Annotated in this window: 13 protein-coding genes; 10 read left to right on the forward strand and 3 right to left on the reverse strand. The window is 70.0% G+C overall.

Going from position 1 to position 14,936, the window contains the following annotated elements; translation table 11 throughout:
- Positions 1 to 240: 240 nt before the first annotated feature.
- Positions 241 to 714 (reverse strand): hypothetical protein, encoded by a 474-nt coding sequence (locus ACIQVT_RS01950; protein WP_403745928.1) that lies wholly within the window; start codon positions 712 to 714, stop codon positions 241 to 243.
- Positions 715 to 849: 135 nt separating this feature from the next.
- Here ACIQVT_RS01950 and ACIQVT_RS01955 point away from each other — a divergent pair, with 135 nt between their 5' ends.
- The 6 genes from ACIQVT_RS01955 (at position 850) to ACIQVT_RS01980 (ending at position 9,177) form a co-directional block, all read left to right on the forward strand.
- Positions 850 to 1,428, forward strand: a complete 579-nt coding sequence (locus tag ACIQVT_RS01955) for a hypothetical protein (RefSeq protein ID WP_403745930.1) — start codon at positions 850 to 852, stop codon at positions 1,426 to 1,428.
- 353 nt (positions 1,429 to 1,781) lie between these two features.
- Positions 1,782 to 2,378 carry an SRPBCC family protein gene (locus ACIQVT_RS01960; protein ID WP_403745933.1) on the forward strand — a complete coding sequence of 199 codons (597 nt, stop codon included), beginning with the start codon at positions 1,782 to 1,784 and terminating at the stop codon, positions 2,376 to 2,378.
- Between the two features lie 36 nt (positions 2,379 to 2,414).
- Complete coding sequence (locus tag ACIQVT_RS01965) at positions 2,415 to 4,727, forward strand: FdhF/YdeP family oxidoreductase (RefSeq protein ID WP_403745936.1); 2,313 nt, start codon at positions 2,415 to 2,417, stop codon at positions 4,725 to 4,727.
- Between the two features lie 639 nt (positions 4,728 to 5,366).
- Positions 5,367 to 5,903, forward strand: coding sequence for a hypothetical protein (locus tag ACIQVT_RS01970; RefSeq protein ID WP_403745938.1), 537 nt, complete (start codon positions 5,367 to 5,369; stop codon positions 5,901 to 5,903).
- 208 nt (positions 5,904 to 6,111) lie between these two features.
- Positions 6,112 to 7,926 (forward strand): arabinofuranosidase catalytic domain-containing protein, encoded by a 1,815-nt coding sequence (locus ACIQVT_RS01975; RefSeq protein WP_403747852.1) that lies wholly within the window; start codon positions 6,112 to 6,114, stop codon positions 7,924 to 7,926.
- A gap of 759 nt (positions 7,927 to 8,685) precedes the next feature.
- Positions 8,686 to 9,177, forward strand: coding sequence for a hemerythrin domain-containing protein (locus ACIQVT_RS01980; RefSeq protein ID WP_403745940.1), 492 nt, complete (start codon positions 8,686 to 8,688; stop codon positions 9,175 to 9,177).
- 707 nt (positions 9,178 to 9,884) lie between these two features.
- Here ACIQVT_RS01980 and ACIQVT_RS01985 read toward each other — a convergent pair.
- Positions 9,885 to 10,601 carry a hypothetical protein gene (locus tag ACIQVT_RS01985; protein WP_403745943.1) on the reverse strand — a complete coding sequence of 239 codons (717 nt, stop codon included), beginning with the start codon at positions 10,599 to 10,601 and terminating at the stop codon, positions 9,885 to 9,887.
- On the opposite strand from ACIQVT_RS01985, the gene ACIQVT_RS01990 reads away from it, so the two are divergent.
- Together ACIQVT_RS01990 and ACIQVT_RS01995 are read left to right on the forward strand one after the other, a co-directional pair.
- On the forward strand, positions 10,566 to 11,057 hold the full coding sequence (locus ACIQVT_RS01990; RefSeq protein ID WP_403745945.1) for a hypothetical protein: 492 nt from the start codon (positions 10,566 to 10,568) through the stop codon (positions 11,055 to 11,057). The genes ACIQVT_RS01985 and ACIQVT_RS01990 overlap by 36 nt on opposite strands.
- A gap of 9 nt (positions 11,058 to 11,066) precedes the next feature.
- Positions 11,067 to 11,711: an RNA-binding S4 domain-containing protein gene (locus ACIQVT_RS01995; protein WP_403745947.1), complete on the forward strand. Its 645-nt coding sequence runs from the start codon at positions 11,067 to 11,069 to the stop codon at positions 11,709 to 11,711.
- A gap of 335 nt (positions 11,712 to 12,046) precedes the next feature.
- Here ACIQVT_RS01995 and ACIQVT_RS02000 read toward each other — a convergent pair whose 3' ends face one another.
- On the reverse strand, positions 12,047 to 12,571 hold the full coding sequence (locus ACIQVT_RS02000) for a MarR family winged helix-turn-helix transcriptional regulator (protein WP_403745950.1): 525 nt from the start codon (positions 12,569 to 12,571) through the stop codon (positions 12,047 to 12,049).
- Between the two features lie 244 nt (positions 12,572 to 12,815).
- Between ACIQVT_RS02000 and ACIQVT_RS02005 the strand changes: the two genes are divergently transcribed.
- Entirely contained in the window at positions 12,816 to 13,760 is a 945-nt protein-coding gene (locus ACIQVT_RS02005; protein WP_403745952.1) for an NADP-dependent oxidoreductase, read from the forward strand.
- Positions 13,761 to 14,320: 560 nt separating this feature from the next.
- Positions 14,321 to 14,896 (forward strand): DUF3291 domain-containing protein, encoded by a 576-nt coding sequence (locus ACIQVT_RS02010; RefSeq protein ID WP_403745954.1) that lies wholly within the window; start codon positions 14,321 to 14,323, stop codon positions 14,894 to 14,896.
- The last annotated feature ends 40 nt before the right edge of the window (positions 14,897 to 14,936 follow it).

The following is a 14,936-nucleotide window of genomic DNA, read 5'->3' on the forward strand; positions in this document are numbered from 1 at the left end:
CGCCTGTGCCGGGTGGCTCTGGATGCCGCGCACGTTGGGGGTGCAGCGGTAGTCGTAATTGATGATTTCGATGCCGCAGGGGACGCCCTTGCCGTTGTGGTATGACCGGGCGCCGCCTGGCAGACCGTCTGCTCTCCGTCGGCGCTGACGACCGACGGGCCCGGCCGCTACACCTTCCCGGCAGTGCCATACCGGTGCCGGTGGGCACCGGTCCTCGGTTTCCTCGGGACCAGCGTAGCCCTAGTTTTTGAACGCGTTTAATCGAGGGTCGCCCACAGGCCGGACAGGCCGTCTGCCTGAACGTGGTCCGATCCGAAGTCGCGCCACGGAGGCGACTTCACGTTCCCTGTTGTGCTCAACAGACGTCAGCTCTGCCATCAGGCTGAAGCTGCTCACGGTGGAGGGGGTACCGGTCTTCGTCAAGCGAGTCCCGCCGACGAATATCGAGGTGCAGTCGAAGTACGAGCGGACGTCGACGTGCCGTTCGACCTCGGCGTCGAGGCGCTCACCTTCTACGTCGGGGCCTTCGACGGACTCGGTGACCTGTACGCGCCGATACTGTCGCTGATGGCCGGCGACGTCGAACGGCCCAGCCTGCTCTCCTGGGTCAAGGGGCTTCGGTTCAATCGGACCGAGGCGTTCGACATCGACGCCGCGGTCACCGCCACCGAGCCGCCACGCTTCGGGCGCTCTCCCGCAGTCCACTCCGTCCACGCCAGTTCGGCTCCGCCGGTGGCGGCACGTCACACGGTCGCACGAGCGCGATCCCCTCCCTCTCTCACGCGCTTCTTCACACTGGTTGTCACGAGGGGTCGGGACCTTGTCAGTGACGGCCGGTACGTTGCGCTCATGGGTGTCTATCTGGTGAGTGTCGACGCGCAGGACTGGTCGCGGCCGGGGGAGGACGGGTACGGGGACGTCGCCGCCGCGCTGAACACCGAGCTGGAGCGGCGCGGGCTGCTCCCTTACGAGTTGCGGCGGGCCGCACGGGAGACGCCGGGCTGGTTCGAGGAGAAGGTCAGCCCGTCCATGGACGGCTTCGAGGCGCTGTGCAGGACGCGGCTGACCGACGCGGAGCTGTCCACCCTCCTCGACTGGAGCGTGCTGGTGCCGTTGGCGCTGGATGAGGAGATCGTGCTCCCCGTCGGCACCGCGTACTCCGGCGAGGAGGCGGTTGTCGCCGGGGCCCCGCGGGTGCTCGCCCTGGCCGAGCGGCTCGCCGGTGCCGTCGCACTGCCCGTGGACGCGATCCCGGCGGGCGAGAACCTCGCACTGAGCCTGTGGTTCCTTCAGGGTGGGGCGGAGCGAACCGCCCGGGTGCGGCCGGGACCGTGGACCGAGGACCGGGACGCGGCCTTCTACGTGGCGCTCTACCTGCGCGCCGCGCAGTACTCCCTGCGGTACGGCTGCCCGATGATCTACTCCTGAGCCACGGCGGCGGCCGACCGGCCGGAGAGGCCGTACACGGGTCGGGTCCGGGACGGGGGCCGTGTCCGCCCCGCGCCCGCGTTCGTGTCCTGCCTGCCGGGTCACGGTGAGTGGCAGGTGGCCGTGCCCGGGGTGAAGCTGGAGGTGACCGCCGGGCACCGGGAGAAGCCCGTGACCGGCGCCCCTTTCGTGCCTCCGGCCCGGCGCCCTTCTCGCGATGGGGCCCGCACCCAGGACGCCGACGCGGTCGAGTGACTCGAAACCCGGGATCGGGGAACCGGAAGTGATGCCCTCACCCACGAGGGGAGGCCGGGTGCCCGGACACGCCCGGCTCTCTCACCGGAAGAAGGACCATGATGGCGCACGAAGAGGACGACGGGCGCACCGACGGCGACGGCGTCACACGCCGCCGTCCGCTGCGCGAGCGGCACGTCGAGGAGACGGTCGAGGTCGCGGTGCCGGTCCGCACGGCCTACAACCAGTGGACGCAGTTCAAGACGTTCCCGCGCTTCTCGACCGTGGTGCGCGACGTCGAGCAGATCAGGCCCACCGTCACCGCGTGGACCATCGGCTACGGCCCCCTGCGCCACCGTTTCTCGGTCGAGACCGTGGAACAGGACCCCGACGCCTACCTGGCCTGGCGCGGCCTGGAACAGCATCCCACCCACGAGGGCGAGGTCGAATTCAGGCCGACGGAGTCCGGCGGTACCGCGATCACGGTCCGGATGCTCCTCCAACCGCACGGGGCCGCGAAGGTCCTCACCCGGTCCTCCAGGGTCACGGAACTGACCGCCCGACTGGTGCGCGGGGAACTGGTGAACTTCAAGCACTTCATCGAAGGGCTCGGCCAGGAGGGCGGCGCCTGGCGCGGCACCATCCGCAACGGCCGTGTCCAGCACGACACCGCGGAACCGCCCAGGAGCCGTGTCGCCCAGTGGCCCGTCGGCTGACCCGCATACCTCACACGGCAAGAGAAAGGCCAAGCGATGCAGAACCCGCCCGGTGAGGAGCGGGAGTCCTCCCTCTCCGTGACACCGCCGAAGAAGTGGGCGGCCGGGGTCCCCGCCGTCGTGCACGCGCTGGAGTACTCCCTGGAGCAGACCTCCCCGCGCAAGACCGGGGTCGATCTGCTCACCATGAACCAGGTCGGCGGGATCGACTGCCCCGGCTGCGCGTGGGCGGACCCCGCCCCGGGTCGGCGCCATCGCAACGAGTACTGCGAGAACGGTGCCAAACACATCAATGACGAGGCCACGACGCGCCGGATCACCGCCGACTTCTTCCGCGAGCACAGCGTGTCCGAGCTGGCCGCCCGTTCCGACATGTGGCTCAACCAGCAGGGCCGGCTCACCGAGCCGATGATCAAACGGCCCGGATCGGACCACTACGAGCCCATCGGCTGGAACGACGCACTGGGCGTCCTCGCGCAGGAACTCCGCAGACTGGACTCGCCCGACGAGGCCGTCTTCTACACCTCCGGCCGGGCCAGCAACGAAGCCGCCTTCGTCTTCCAGCTCTTCGCCCGCGCCTTCGGCACCAACAACCTGCCCGACTGTAGCAACATGTGCCACGAATCCAGCGGCTTCGCCCTCAACGAGACGCTCGGCGTCGGCAAGGGCACCGTGAGTCTCGACGACCTCCACCACGCGGACCTGATCTTCCTGGTGGGGCAGAACCCGGGCAGCAATCACCCGCGGCAGCTCTCGGCCCTGGAGGAGGCCAAGCGCAACGGCGGCCGCATCGTGGCGGTGAACCCGTTGCCGGAAGCGGGATTGCGACGCTTCAAGAACCCGCAGAAGCCGCGCGGGGTCGTGGGGCGGGGCACCCAGATCGCCGACCGCTTCCTGCACATCAAGCCGGGCGGGGACCTCGCCCTGTTCCAGGCACTGAACCGGCTGCTGCTGGAGGCGGAGGACGCGCGTCCCGGGACCGTCCTGGACCACGACTTCATCAACGCCCACACCTCCGGTTTCGAGGAGTTCGCCCGGCACGCCCGCACCACCGACTGGGACGACGTGCGCGCGGCGACGGGACTGACCCGTGAGGAGATCGAGAAGGTCCGCGACGAGGTCCTGCGCAGCGAACGCGTCATCGTGTGCTGGGCGATGGGCATCACTCAGCACAAGCACGGCGTGCCCACCATCCGGGAGATCGTCAACTTCCTGATGCTACGCGGCAATCTGGGGCGTGCCGGCACGGGCGCCTGCCCGGTGCGCGGCCACAGCAACGTCCAGGGCGACCGCACCATGGGCATCTGGGAGCAGATGCCGGACACCTTCCTGGACGCCCTGGGGAAGGAGTTCGGCTTCGACCCGCCGCGCCCGCACGGCCTGGACTCGGTGAACTCGATCAAGGCGATGCTGGAGGGCCGCGTCAAGGTATTCCTCGCCCTGGCCGGGAACTTCGTGCGCGCAGCGCCCGACAGCGACGTCACCGAGAAGGCGATGCGTTCGTGCCGGCTGACCGCCCACATCTCCACCAAGCTCAACCGCTCGCACACCGTCTGCGGCGACACCGCCCTGATCCTGCCGACGCTGGGGCGCACCGAGCGAGATGTCCAGGCCGACGGCGAGCAGTTCGTCACCGTCGAGAACTCCATGAGCGAGGTGCACACCTCCCAGGGCCGGCTCGAACCGGCCTCGCGCATGCTGCTGAGCGAGGTCGCCATCCTCTGCCGGCTCGCCCGGCTGAGCGTCGACGGCGAGAAGGACATCCCCTGGCCCGAGTTCGAGGGCGACTACAACACCATCCGCGACAGCATCTCCCGGATAGTGCCGGGTTTCCACGACTTCAACGCCCGGGTGACCCGTCCAGGAGGCTTCCAGCTGCCCAACCCGGTCAACGAGGGCGTGTTCAGGACCGAGACCGGCAAGGCCCGGTTCACCTGCAACGAGCGGGTGGTCCCCCTGGCCCCCGAGGGACACCTGCTGCTCCAGACCCTACGCTCGCACGACCAGTGGAACACCGTTCCGTACACCAACAACGATCGCTACCGCGGCATCCACGGCAGCCGCCACGTCGTCCTCGTCAACCCCGCCGATCTGTCCGAACTCGGCCTCGCGCAGGGCGACCGGGTGGACCTGGTGAGCGTCTGGGAGGACGGCACCGAGCGCCGGGCCGAGAACTTCGAGGTCGTGTCCTACCCGGCGGCCAAGGGTTCGGCCGCCGCCTACTATCCGGAGACGAACGTCCTGGTGCCGCTCGACAGCGTCGCCGACATGAGCAACCAGCCCACGTCGAAGGGCATCGTCGTCCGTCTGGAACCCACGGGCGACCGATCCCGGCCGACACCCGTCTGACCGAGACCGACAACGCCGCACCCCGAAGGGGCCTACGGACGGCAGCGAACTGGGGAAGTCCTCCCCCAGCCGTGCTACCGGGCCCCGGGGTCGCCCATCCGGCCGCCCGGGGTCGTGGTGGCTGTGCACCCGCAGTCGGACGCGGCGCTCGGCAGTTCGGGGCTGAGGGGAACCGCGCCCTGGGCAGCAGGAACCGCAGCGGTCAGGGTGATCGTCGCCGAAGGCCGAGCAGGGGCACCAGGTGGGGGTCTTTCTGCCTGCCTCATGCGTCGACACTCCTGCGAAGACGCACGCCGTGATGACGGTCCCCACTTCCAAGGGGCCAAGCCCTGGTTCGCGGGCGGCACCGCCCTTTCTGGACGCCGAGTCGCTCGTCCGGTCGGCGGGCCGTGGTTGCCGCCAACCGAGTAACAGGGCGACGTTCGCAGGCGGCGCGCGACCGGACCGCAGGTCCGCCTGCTCTGTGCAGCGCGGCACCGGGCGGTGAGCCTGTCGCCTGGGCGCGCCTCCGCGGTCGAGTAACCGGAGCGCGAGCTGCCCCGCTGTCATCGGGTGAGGGGAGGACAGGCAGGGTGCCACCGTCCGAGGCGTACATTGCGATGAGCTCTTGCGCGCTGGTCGGCGGAAAATGTCGGCAAGGTGGAGGCCGCCCGCTGGTACTACTGGGCCGACAAGCTCGGCCCGATGGTCTGGCAGGACATGCCGAGCCGCAGCACCGACCACGCCAGCGCCGCGAGCGACGAGGAGTTCGCCAAGGAGGTCCAGGAGATCGTGGACCAGCACATCAGCAGCCCGTCCGTCGTCATGTGGACCATGAAGAACGAGGGCTGGGGCGAGCAGAGCAAGCGGTCCACCGGTGAGCTCGCCGACGCCGTCAAGCAGCAGGACTTCTCGCGCCTGGCCGACGCCCACTCGGGAGTCAACCGCTGCGCGTCCAAGGGTGATTCCGGCGACATCATCGACCACCACCTCAACCACGGGGCGGCCAACCCCGCCCCGGACGCCACCCGAGCGGCCGTGGAGGCGAGCACCGAACTCAACTACCCACTGGGCCCCGGAGGGCTGCGGGCTGCCCCGGAACGGTCCGGGCCGAGATCCCGGCGAGTGGCCGAATCGACCCCTGGATCAACAAAAGACAACAGGTCCAAAGGCTTTGTCGGCGGTCAGGGAAAGTGAAGCAACAATTATTGACGTGCTCGAGCGGTGCGCGTACCTTTCCGGCGAAGGTGCCGAGCGGCGTGAACTCTGCCGTCGGATCGGCAGGTTGAGCTCCATTCCACTCCCCCCAGCCACGGAGCACACCATGCGCAGAGCACTGACCACCGCCACGCGAAGCACCCGGCGTCTCGTCGCGAGATCAGCGGGCCTCCGCCCCCTGCGGCACATGCTGTCCGCCATGGCCGCCCTCAGCCTCGCCCTCGGCGCTCTGATCGCCTCACCCGCCGTCTCCCAGGCGGCCGGCTCTCTGCCGTGCGACATCTACGGCTCGGCCGGCACCCCCTGCGTCGCCGCGCACAGCACCACGCGTGCCCTGCTGTCGTCGTACGACGGCCCCCTCTACCAGGTCACACGTGCCTCCGATGGGGCCCGCGCCGACGTCGGACCGCTGGCCCCCGGCGGCTACGCCGACGCCGCCCGGCAGGACGTGTTCTGCCAGAACACCACGTGCCGCATCACCAAGATCTACGACCAGACCTCCCGCCACAACGACCTCTCCCCCGGCCCGGCCGGGACCGCCGGTATGGGCGCCGACCGCGGCGCCGACGCCAGTGAGATCGCCGTGACCGCGGGCGGCCACAAGGTCTACGGCATTTGGATCTCGCCGGGCGTCGGCTACCGCTACACCGGCGTGGCCTCCGGCGTCGCCGTCAACGGCCAGCCTGAGGGCGCCTACATGGTGGCTTCAGGCACCCACGTCGGCTCCGACTGCTGCTTCGACTACGGCAACGCCGAAAGCACCCCCGCCGACACCGGCAACGGTCACATGGACGCCGTCTCCATCGCCACCACCTGCTACTTCGCGCCGTGCACCGGCTCGGGACCGTGGGTCGAGGCCGACCTGGAGAACGGCATGTTCCAGGGCGACAACGGCTCCAACACCGCCAACCGCGGCAACAACAGCCCCTACGTCACCGCCGTACTGAAGAACGACGGGCAGACCAAGTACGCCCTCAAGGGCGGTAACTCGCAGACCGGCACCCTGACCACCTGGTGGGACGGTGGGCTGCCCACCCGAGGCGGCTACAAGCCCATGCACCAGGAGGGCGGCATCATCCTGGGCACCGGCGGCGACAACAGCAACTGGAACCGGGGCACCTTCTTCGAGGGTGTCATGGTCGCCGGCTACCCGAGTGACGCCGCCGAGAACGCCGTCCAGGCCAATATCGTCTCCGTCGGTTACGCGGGCCGGACAGACGTGCCCAACGGCCCGCAGGGCACCGTCATCGGCCCCGGCGGCAAGTGCATGGACGTCGCCGCCGACGACACCGGCATCAACGGCACCGCCGTACAGCTGTGGGACTGCCAGACCTGGGCCGAGGACCAGCATTGGCAGCACAACGCCGACCGCTCCCTGAGCACCATCGGCCGCTGCCTGGACATCGAGGGCAACGGCACCGCCAACGGCGCCAAGGTCGAGCTGTGGGACTGCAACGGCGTCGGCGGCCAGAAGTGGGTGCAGCAGGCCGACGGCTCCCTGCGCAACCCGCAGTCCGACCGCTGCCTGGACTCGCCGAGCGGCGCCACGGCCAACGGCACCAGGCTACAGATCTGGGACTGCAACGGCTCGGCGGCGCAGCAGTTCCCCGTCATCGGCGGCGCCCCGGTCGCCGCACCCGGCGGCAAGTGCCTCGACGTGGCGGCCGACGACAGCGGCGGCAACGGATCGGCTGTTCAGTTGTGGGACTGCCAGTCCTACGCCGTCGACCAGCACTGGTACCACAACACGAACGGCTCGTTGCGCTCGCTCGGCCGCTGCCTGGACATCGAGGGCAACGGCACCGCCGGCGGCACCGAGGTCGAGCTGTGGGACTGCAATGGGATCGGCGGCCAGAACTGGCAGCAGCGCTCGGACGGTTCCCTGTTCAACCCCCAGTCGGGCCGCTGCCTGGACTCGCCGAACGGCACCACAGCCAACGGCACCAGGCTGCGCATCTGGGACTGCAACGGCTCGGCGGCACAGAGGTTCACGTTGAACTGACGCAACGACAGCGCATGGAGAGGGCGTACGGGGGCCCATCTCCGGTCCCCGTACTCCTGCTGAGTGCCGAGTCGACGTACACCTCCGCGCGATCGACGCCGACATCAACGCCTCTGACTGCGCGTCGTGCTCGCCCGTCACCCGCACCCGCTGCGTGTGCTGCCCGTAGGGCAGGCGCGGTGGTGCGGTCGCTGTAGATATAAGCCGAGGTGATCTTGGCGTGGTGGACGATCTAGCCCTGGGTGCCGTCGGCAGTCTCGGGCGACGCCGTCGCGATCAACGCGGCCGGCGGCTGTCCCGAGGTGCGGAAGTGTACGAGCCCGACAGGGATTCGGACAAGCGATGGTCGATGTTCCTCGGAAGACCACTGCGCGGGCGCGTGGTGAGCACACCATCACCGCGTGCGGGTGAACGCCCTGCGGGGGTCATGCGGCGTGGTCATCCGACCGGGTGACTCCCGTACAGGGCATATTCCTTCGCCACGAGAAAGCCGAATCCTGACCGTGCCGTGGTTTTCCGAGACGGACAGGGTGGGCCGTATTCGCGGTGTTCCAAAATGTGATCTCTCCTGCACGACCCGGCCCCGCCGCCAGACGCAGCAGTGGTCCGTCCCCCTCCTCCGGCAGACGCTCTCTCTTGGGTACGCCGCCCCGCTGAGGAAACCGGTCGTGGTGAGTGGCGTCCGAAAGCCATCAACGCAGGCGGTAAGGGTAAAGGGTAGTGACCACGATCGCTCGCGAGGAAGATAGGTGCCCCGCCATGTCCCAGGCACAGGACGTCGTCGAACTCATCCTTCAGGACCACCGGCGCATGGAGGACCTGTTCCGCCTGATGCGCAGCATCGAAGCCGACCGCGCCGCCGCACTCGAGGAGTTCGCCGACCTGCTGATCGCTCATGCGCTGGCCGAGGAGGCCAAGGTCTACCCCGCCCTGAAGAGGTACAAGAACATCGACAACGAAGAGGTCGAGCACGGCGAGCACGAGCACGACGAGGGCAACGAGGCCCTTCTGGCCCTCCTGGAGGTGGAGGAAGTCGGATCCGACGAGTGGGACTCCAAGCTGGAGGAACTGGTGGAGGCCGTCACCCATCACGCCGACGAGGAGGAACGCACCATCCTCAACGGTGCGCGCGAGAGCGTGGCCATGGAGCGGCGTGAGGAACTGGGAGCGGCATTCTTGGAGGAGCGCGAGCGTCAACTGAAGGCCGGCTGCGGCTCAGTCGACAACGTGCGCCGCCTCGTCAAGTCCTGACCGCGTCCCGACAGGGCCTGGAAACCGGCGTCCCGGCGACCACCGCGCAGACCTGGGTCCAGGCGTGGCGCATGGTGGGGCACCGGCCCCCATCGTCGCGGTGTGCTCGTTGGAGAACGACCCGGTGCTGAACGAGTGGGCACACACATCACCACCAACCCGACCCGGCTCGCGCTCCTACGGCGCCGCTTCATCGAGCGGGACGGATCATGGGAGGCGCGCCGTCCCCTCAGGAAGCGGGGTGGCCGGGAGGCACCTCACGGGGCACCGGCGCCCGGGCCCGGGTCAGTGGCGACGCCCGCCGGTACGGCTTCCCTCTTCCTCACCGGCCGGCCGATATCGCTCCGCGCCGACGTCGCCGTAGTTGCGGATTCCAGGAGCGGGCGGCGGCCTGTGTGGTACCTGATCAGCCACGGCCCAGGCCTCCGTGTCAGGTACGGCCCGGTTGAGAGATCCTGGACGGCGCGCAGGACTTGTCCCGTGTGGGTGCCCGACTCGGCCCCGCACACCAGGGTCCCGGCGAGCCGCGCTCCCTCCGGGGCGCCACGGTGGAAGCGGAGTGATCAGGCTCCGGAGCGACCCACCGCACCAGGGCCGCGGTGAGGTGATCGCGGTGGCGTCCAGCGGTGGCGTCCAGCGGCGACGCGTCAGGCAGTCGCCGAGCGGTAGGCGCCTGCCGTACGAGGGCGGAGCGTGCCGTACGGCGGTCAGTGCAGGATGCTCACCGCTCGGGCGATGACCAGGAGTGAGGTGAGGAGGGCCGAGACGCTCTCGATGCTCATCAGGAACTTGGCCCGGGTGGAGAGGGGCATGGTGTCGGTCGGGCTGAAGGCCGTGGAGTTGGTGACGGACACGTAGAGGTAGTCCATCAGGGTGGGCACCCAGTCCGAGGAACGACTGGCGCCATCGGCGACCTCCTCGACGGCGTCGTCGTTCTCGTCCTGCGAGAAGCGGAAGTCGGCCAGGGGAAGTTCGTCGCGGGGCAGCTGGGTGCGGCTGACGGGTCCACCCCGGTCCAGCTCCCAGTAGGCGAGCCCGAAGACGATGACGTTCGTGAGCCAGACCTGAAGCGCGGCGACAAGCAGGCCCCGGCCGTCCTTCACCCCCGCGTAGACGAGTTCGTGGATCAGCAGCCCGAGCGCGACGAGGTTGCTCATCGCGATGACGCCGACCAGGGTCAGGGACAGCGCGCGGAACGTCCTCGTCTGGCGGGTCAGACGCTTGGGATTGATCGCCACGAGCGGGACGAGGAGCAGGAACTCCAGCGCCGGCAGCACGTATCGGGGGGCGATCAGGAGCCGCTGCGGCAGCGCGAGGTAGAGGACGACGGCCGCGAGCGTGGCGATCACCGCGGGCAGCCTGGGTTCCCCCCTGCGCTCGTGCCGGGGATGCCGGATGCGGGCGTCCGCTCGTGTGCGGGTCATGTTCCCTCTCCTCCTGCTTCGCCTCTGCCGACCATCCTGCACCGCCACGCCCTGTCACTGCCCGGCGCGGTCCTGCTCGCCCTGCTGACCCCCGCGCCGCTGCTGTCGGCCTGGAACGCGCGTGCCCCGTACATCCAGCCCCGCCGGATCCTCTTCCAGCGGCTACGCAGCGGACTCGGCCGGCACCGGATCGCTTCGGGCACCACGCTGGGCGACGTCCTCACGCTGCCGCTGACGCCCCTGTTCGGTCCGGGTTTCGCGCTGGCCGACGGCTCCGGGTTCGCAGCCGTCTTCGGTCTCGGCCTGGCGCTGTCGGTGCGGTTGTCGATGCGGCTGTCGGGAGCCAGGTCGGCAGCCCGCTGCTGCCCGCGGCGGAGGCTCCTGGGAGAACCGCCCCCCTCCCCAGCCCGACGGGCGCCGCAAAAGGGTTCCGGCTCGGTGACCCCGGCGCGTTAGGGTCGGGACATGGCTTCCGGAGTTGAGGACGAGAAGGTGGGCCGTGGCACGGGCGGGGGGCGAGCCGGTGAGCCGGCCAGAACGGGCCCGGCCCGCGCGGCGCAGCCGCCGGAGAGCGAGATCGCCGCAGCCGCAGCCGCAGCCGCCGCCAAGGCCGCCGGGGCCACCGCCGGTGAGCCCGTCCGCGTCGACAGCTGGATCTGGGCCGTCCGCCTCGTCAAGACCCGGTCCCTCGGCGCCGCCGCCTGCCGGGGCGGGCACGTGCACGTGAACGGAGAGCGGGTGAAGCCCGCCCGCTACCTGCGGGTGGGTGACAAGGTACGGCTGCGGCACGAGGGCCGGGAACGCGTCGTGATCGTCAAGCACCTGATCCGCAAGCGGGTCGGAGCGACCGTGGCCGCCCAGTGCTACATCGACAAGTCCCCACCGCCTCCGCCCCCGGAGGCCGTCGCCCCCGCCGGTGTGCGTGACCGGGGCACCGGCCGCCCCACCAAACGGGACCGGCGCGAGCTGGACCGCCTCCGTGGTCTCGCTGCGGCCACCCCCACGTTCTTCGCCTCCTTCACCGGACCGGGCGGCCCCGACGGAGCCGGGGGCGGGAAGGGTTCCGACGGGCGCCGTGGCACCAGTGACCCGGGCGGGCGTCGACGGTGACGGACAGGTAGGTCTCCTGTGGATGCCCGTCCGTGTCGTTGACGGTGTTCACCTGGGTGTACCCGTTGCGGTGGACGGCGACTGGGGAGCACCGCCCCCGATCAGCCTCACGGCGTCCGGGGCCGCCGCGCGCCGGCACTTCACCGACAGCAGCCACTCCATCCACGCTTCCGGGGAGCAGTACCGCGCGGCAGCGGCTCGGTTCGCCCGCCGACCGAACCGATGCCCCGGCCTGCCGTCGCCCCCGTTCCCGTCCAGGGCGACCGCGGGCCGCCCGACGTCCTGCCGCGTCCTGATGCGCTGCGGCCGCCGGGGCCCCGACACCTGTCGAGTCCTTACGCTCCGCTCTCTCCGCTCTCTCCGCTCTTGCGGCGGCGGCGAGGCGCGGCCGAGCGGGGTGGCGCCGAGCGCATGTGGTCGCGCACCGGCGCCAGCAGATCGGCGAGAGCCTGGACGTCATCGGGCGAGAGCGGTGCGAACAAGAGGCCGTTGACCACCTCGATGTGACCCGGCAGCACCTTCGCGAGCAGCTCACGTCCGGTATCGGTGAGGGTGACCTCGGTGCTCCGCTCGTCGTCCGGTGAGGGAGCGCGGACGACCAGACCCTCCTTCTCGAGCAGACCCACCTGGTACGTCAGACCGCTGCGGCTGTAGACGACGCTGTCGGCCAGGTCGGTCATGCGGTGACTGCCCGTCGGCGAGTCCCCGAGGCGGGCCAGCAGCTGGAACTGCACGTAGCTGAGATCGCCGCTCTCGCGCAACTGCTGCTCGACCGCGTGCCGGAGCAGACTGGTCACCTCGACGAGGTCGAAGTAGGCGCTGAGCTGCACAGGGTCGAGCGACGGCGGTGAATCAGACATGGCCGGAGTTTACTGCTTCGAATTCGAAGGGCGTGGTGCGGCGGCCGGATGGCGTGCCGCTCGCGGCCACCTGGGCAGGGTGGGCCCGATCGACCGCCCACGGCCGCCACCGAACCCGCCTGGGCGATGCGCGAGCACCGAGGATGACCGACCACCCTTGCTTCGAATTCGAAGCAAGGGTACGCTTCTCGATAGTTGCTTCGAATTCGAAGCAATATGGGCTCCGGTGAAGGCGAGAAGCGAAATGAAGGCAGTGCGTTTCCACGAGTACGGCGACCCCGACGTCCTGCGCCACGAGGACGTGGAGCAGCCCACCCCCGGCGCCGGTGAGGTCCGGATCCGTGTCGCCGGGACATCGTTCAACTCCGTCGACGGCAACATCCGCGCCGGCTTCATGCGCGGCCCCATCCCGGTGGCGCTGCCCCACACCCCCGGTCTTGACGTCGCCGGCACGGTCGACGCGCTGGGCGAAGGCGTGAACGGCATCGCGGTCGGCGACGCCGTGGTCGGCTTCCTGCCGATGAACGGCACCGGAGCCGCCGCGGAGTACGTTCTCGCGCCGGCCGAAGCCCTGACGTCGGCCCCCCGGAACGTCCCCCTGGTCGATGCCGCCGCGCTGCCCGTGGTGGGCTTGACCGCATACCAGGCGCTGTTCGATCACGGCAAGCTGACGGCCGGACAACGCGTACTGATCAATGGCGCCGGCGGCGCGGTCGGTCGCTACGCCGTGCAGCTGGCCAAGAACGCCGGTGCCCACGTCATCGCCACAGCCGGCCCGCGCAGCGGCGAAGCGGTCACGTCCGCCGGCGCCGACGAAGTCATCGACCACACCACCACCAGTGTGACCGCGGTGGTGACCGAGCCGGTCGACATCGCACTCAATCTCGCACCGGTCGACCCGGCCGAGCTGGCCGGGCTGGTCACTCTGGTCCGGCCGGGCGGGGTCGTCGTGAACACCACGGTGTGGATGCCCGCGCCCAGTGACGAGGAGCGCGACGTGCGGGGCATCGACCTGTTCGTCCGCAGCGACGCCGCCCAACTGGCGCAGCTCGTGGCGTCGGTCGACCGCGGCGAGCTGCGCGTCGACGTCGCCGAGCGGGTACCGCTGGCCGAACTGCCGGCCCTGCACACGCGTGCCGCCCAGGGCGCGGTGCACGGCAAGGTCATCGTCGTCCCGTCCGCCGCCTGACACCGACCCTCCACCGGCAGGGCAGGGTCATGGCACTCAGTCCGTACCCCGGGATCGCCGCGGCGACCCGAGCGAGCGCCCCGCTCGGCCTGTCCGCCAAGACGACGACCGGCGCGGACTCGGGTAGGGGGCCCAGCCCCCGTACCGGAAATGGTGGCCTGGTGCGACTCGGCGGGCCGGGAAGCGCTGAGGTCCCGACCTGCCTCGCTCCCGACTTCGGGCGCCACCTTCAACCCATCAGCTGTGTTCGACAGTCAGATGGACGGGGCCGAGCAGGACGGGGCTACGGGCATGGCGGGCGAACCGCTCGGCCGAAGCGGGCCATCGGTGCACCGCGAGCCGTCCCGCCCGTCATCGCCCCCGCAATGGCCGGTACAAGAGGCCACTTGTGCGGGAAGAACGCAACTTCGACACGGCCGGCGGGAGTAGTTACCTTCACCTGGTCCCCACGGATCGCCAACGGGCGCACAGGAGTTGGTCACACCCCCGCGGACCGTCGCCCTGATCCGTGAGCCACCGGACCGGGTCCACGCAAGGCACCCCCTACCAGGGAGAGACGCATGCCCCATCTCGCGCTGTACACATTCGGCGTCCTGAAGTCACCCCTCGTCGATCCCGCCCCTCTCACGCGCGAGTTCTACGACATCGGTGAGGCCGTGTACCGGAAGATCAGCCGGCACCCCGGGTACCTCGCTCATGCTGAACCGGCAGAGGGTGCGCGGGGCATGCTCTTCGAAGCCGACTGGGGTGCATGGGGAGAGTTCGCCGTGCCGACCTGGTACGACAAGGGCCGTACGGTGGAGACCACCGCTCTGGCCGCGACCCTGTCGCTCTGGACCGACCTGCGCCCCGCCTTCGACGCCGTCTACACCGGCCCGCACCGTGAGGCGCTGAACAGGCGCCGCGACTGGTTCGAGAGGACGGGGCACCCGGCTTACGTGTTCTGGTGGGTCCCCGACGACGAGATACCCGTCTGGCAGGACGGGGTCTCCAGACTGGAACACCTCCACGACCACGGTCCCGCGCCGCAGGCCTTCACCTTCCAGCACGCGTTCACCCCGGACGGAACTCCGACCTGGAGCGAAGGGATCGGGCCGAAGGGCGACCGGGCCCACGGACAGGGCCGCCCGGCCTGAGGCGGCGCGTCGCACCCGCGGCACCCCCGTGCCCCTCGGC

Source organism: Streptomyces sp. NPDC100445, from assembly GCF_044759735.1.
Classification (GTDB): Bacteria; Actinomycetota; Actinomycetes; order Streptomycetales; family Streptomycetaceae; genus Streptomyces.

Coding starts and splice junctions, on each gene's coding strand:
- ACIQVT_RS01955 (WP_403745930.1), top strand. CDS start 850: ATGGGTGTCTATCTGGTGAGTGTCGACGCGCAGGACTGGTCGCGGCCG.
- ACIQVT_RS01985 (WP_403745943.1), bottom strand. CDS start 10,601: ATGACCCGCACACGAGCGGACGCCCGCATCCGGCATCCCCGGCACGAG.
- ACIQVT_RS01980 (WP_403745940.1), top strand. CDS start 8,686: ATGTCCCAGGCACAGGACGTCGTCGAACTCATCCTTCAGGACCACCGG.
- ACIQVT_RS01975 (WP_403747852.1), top strand. CDS start 6,112: ATGCTGTCCGCCATGGCCGCCCTCAGCCTCGCCCTCGGCGCTCTGATC.
- ACIQVT_RS01965 (WP_403745936.1), top strand. CDS start 2,415: ATGCAGAACCCGCCCGGTGAGGAGCGGGAGTCCTCCCTCTCCGTGACA.
- ACIQVT_RS02010 (WP_403745954.1), top strand. CDS start 14,321: ATGCCCCATCTCGCGCTGTACACATTCGGCGTCCTGAAGTCACCCCTC.
- ACIQVT_RS02005 (WP_403745952.1), top strand. CDS start 12,816: ATGAAGGCAGTGCGTTTCCACGAGTACGGCGACCCCGACGTCCTGCGC.
- ACIQVT_RS01990 (WP_403745945.1), top strand. CDS start 10,566: ATGCCGGATGCGGGCGTCCGCTCGTGTGCGGGTCATGTTCCCTCTCCT.
- ACIQVT_RS01995 (WP_403745947.1), top strand. CDS start 11,067: ATGGCTTCCGGAGTTGAGGACGAGAAGGTGGGCCGTGGCACGGGCGGG.
- ACIQVT_RS01960 (WP_403745933.1), top strand. CDS start 1,782: ATGATGGCGCACGAAGAGGACGACGGGCGCACCGACGGCGACGGCGTC.
- ACIQVT_RS02000 (WP_403745950.1), bottom strand. CDS start 12,571: ATGTCTGATTCACCGCCGTCGCTCGACCCTGTGCAGCTCAGCGCCTAC.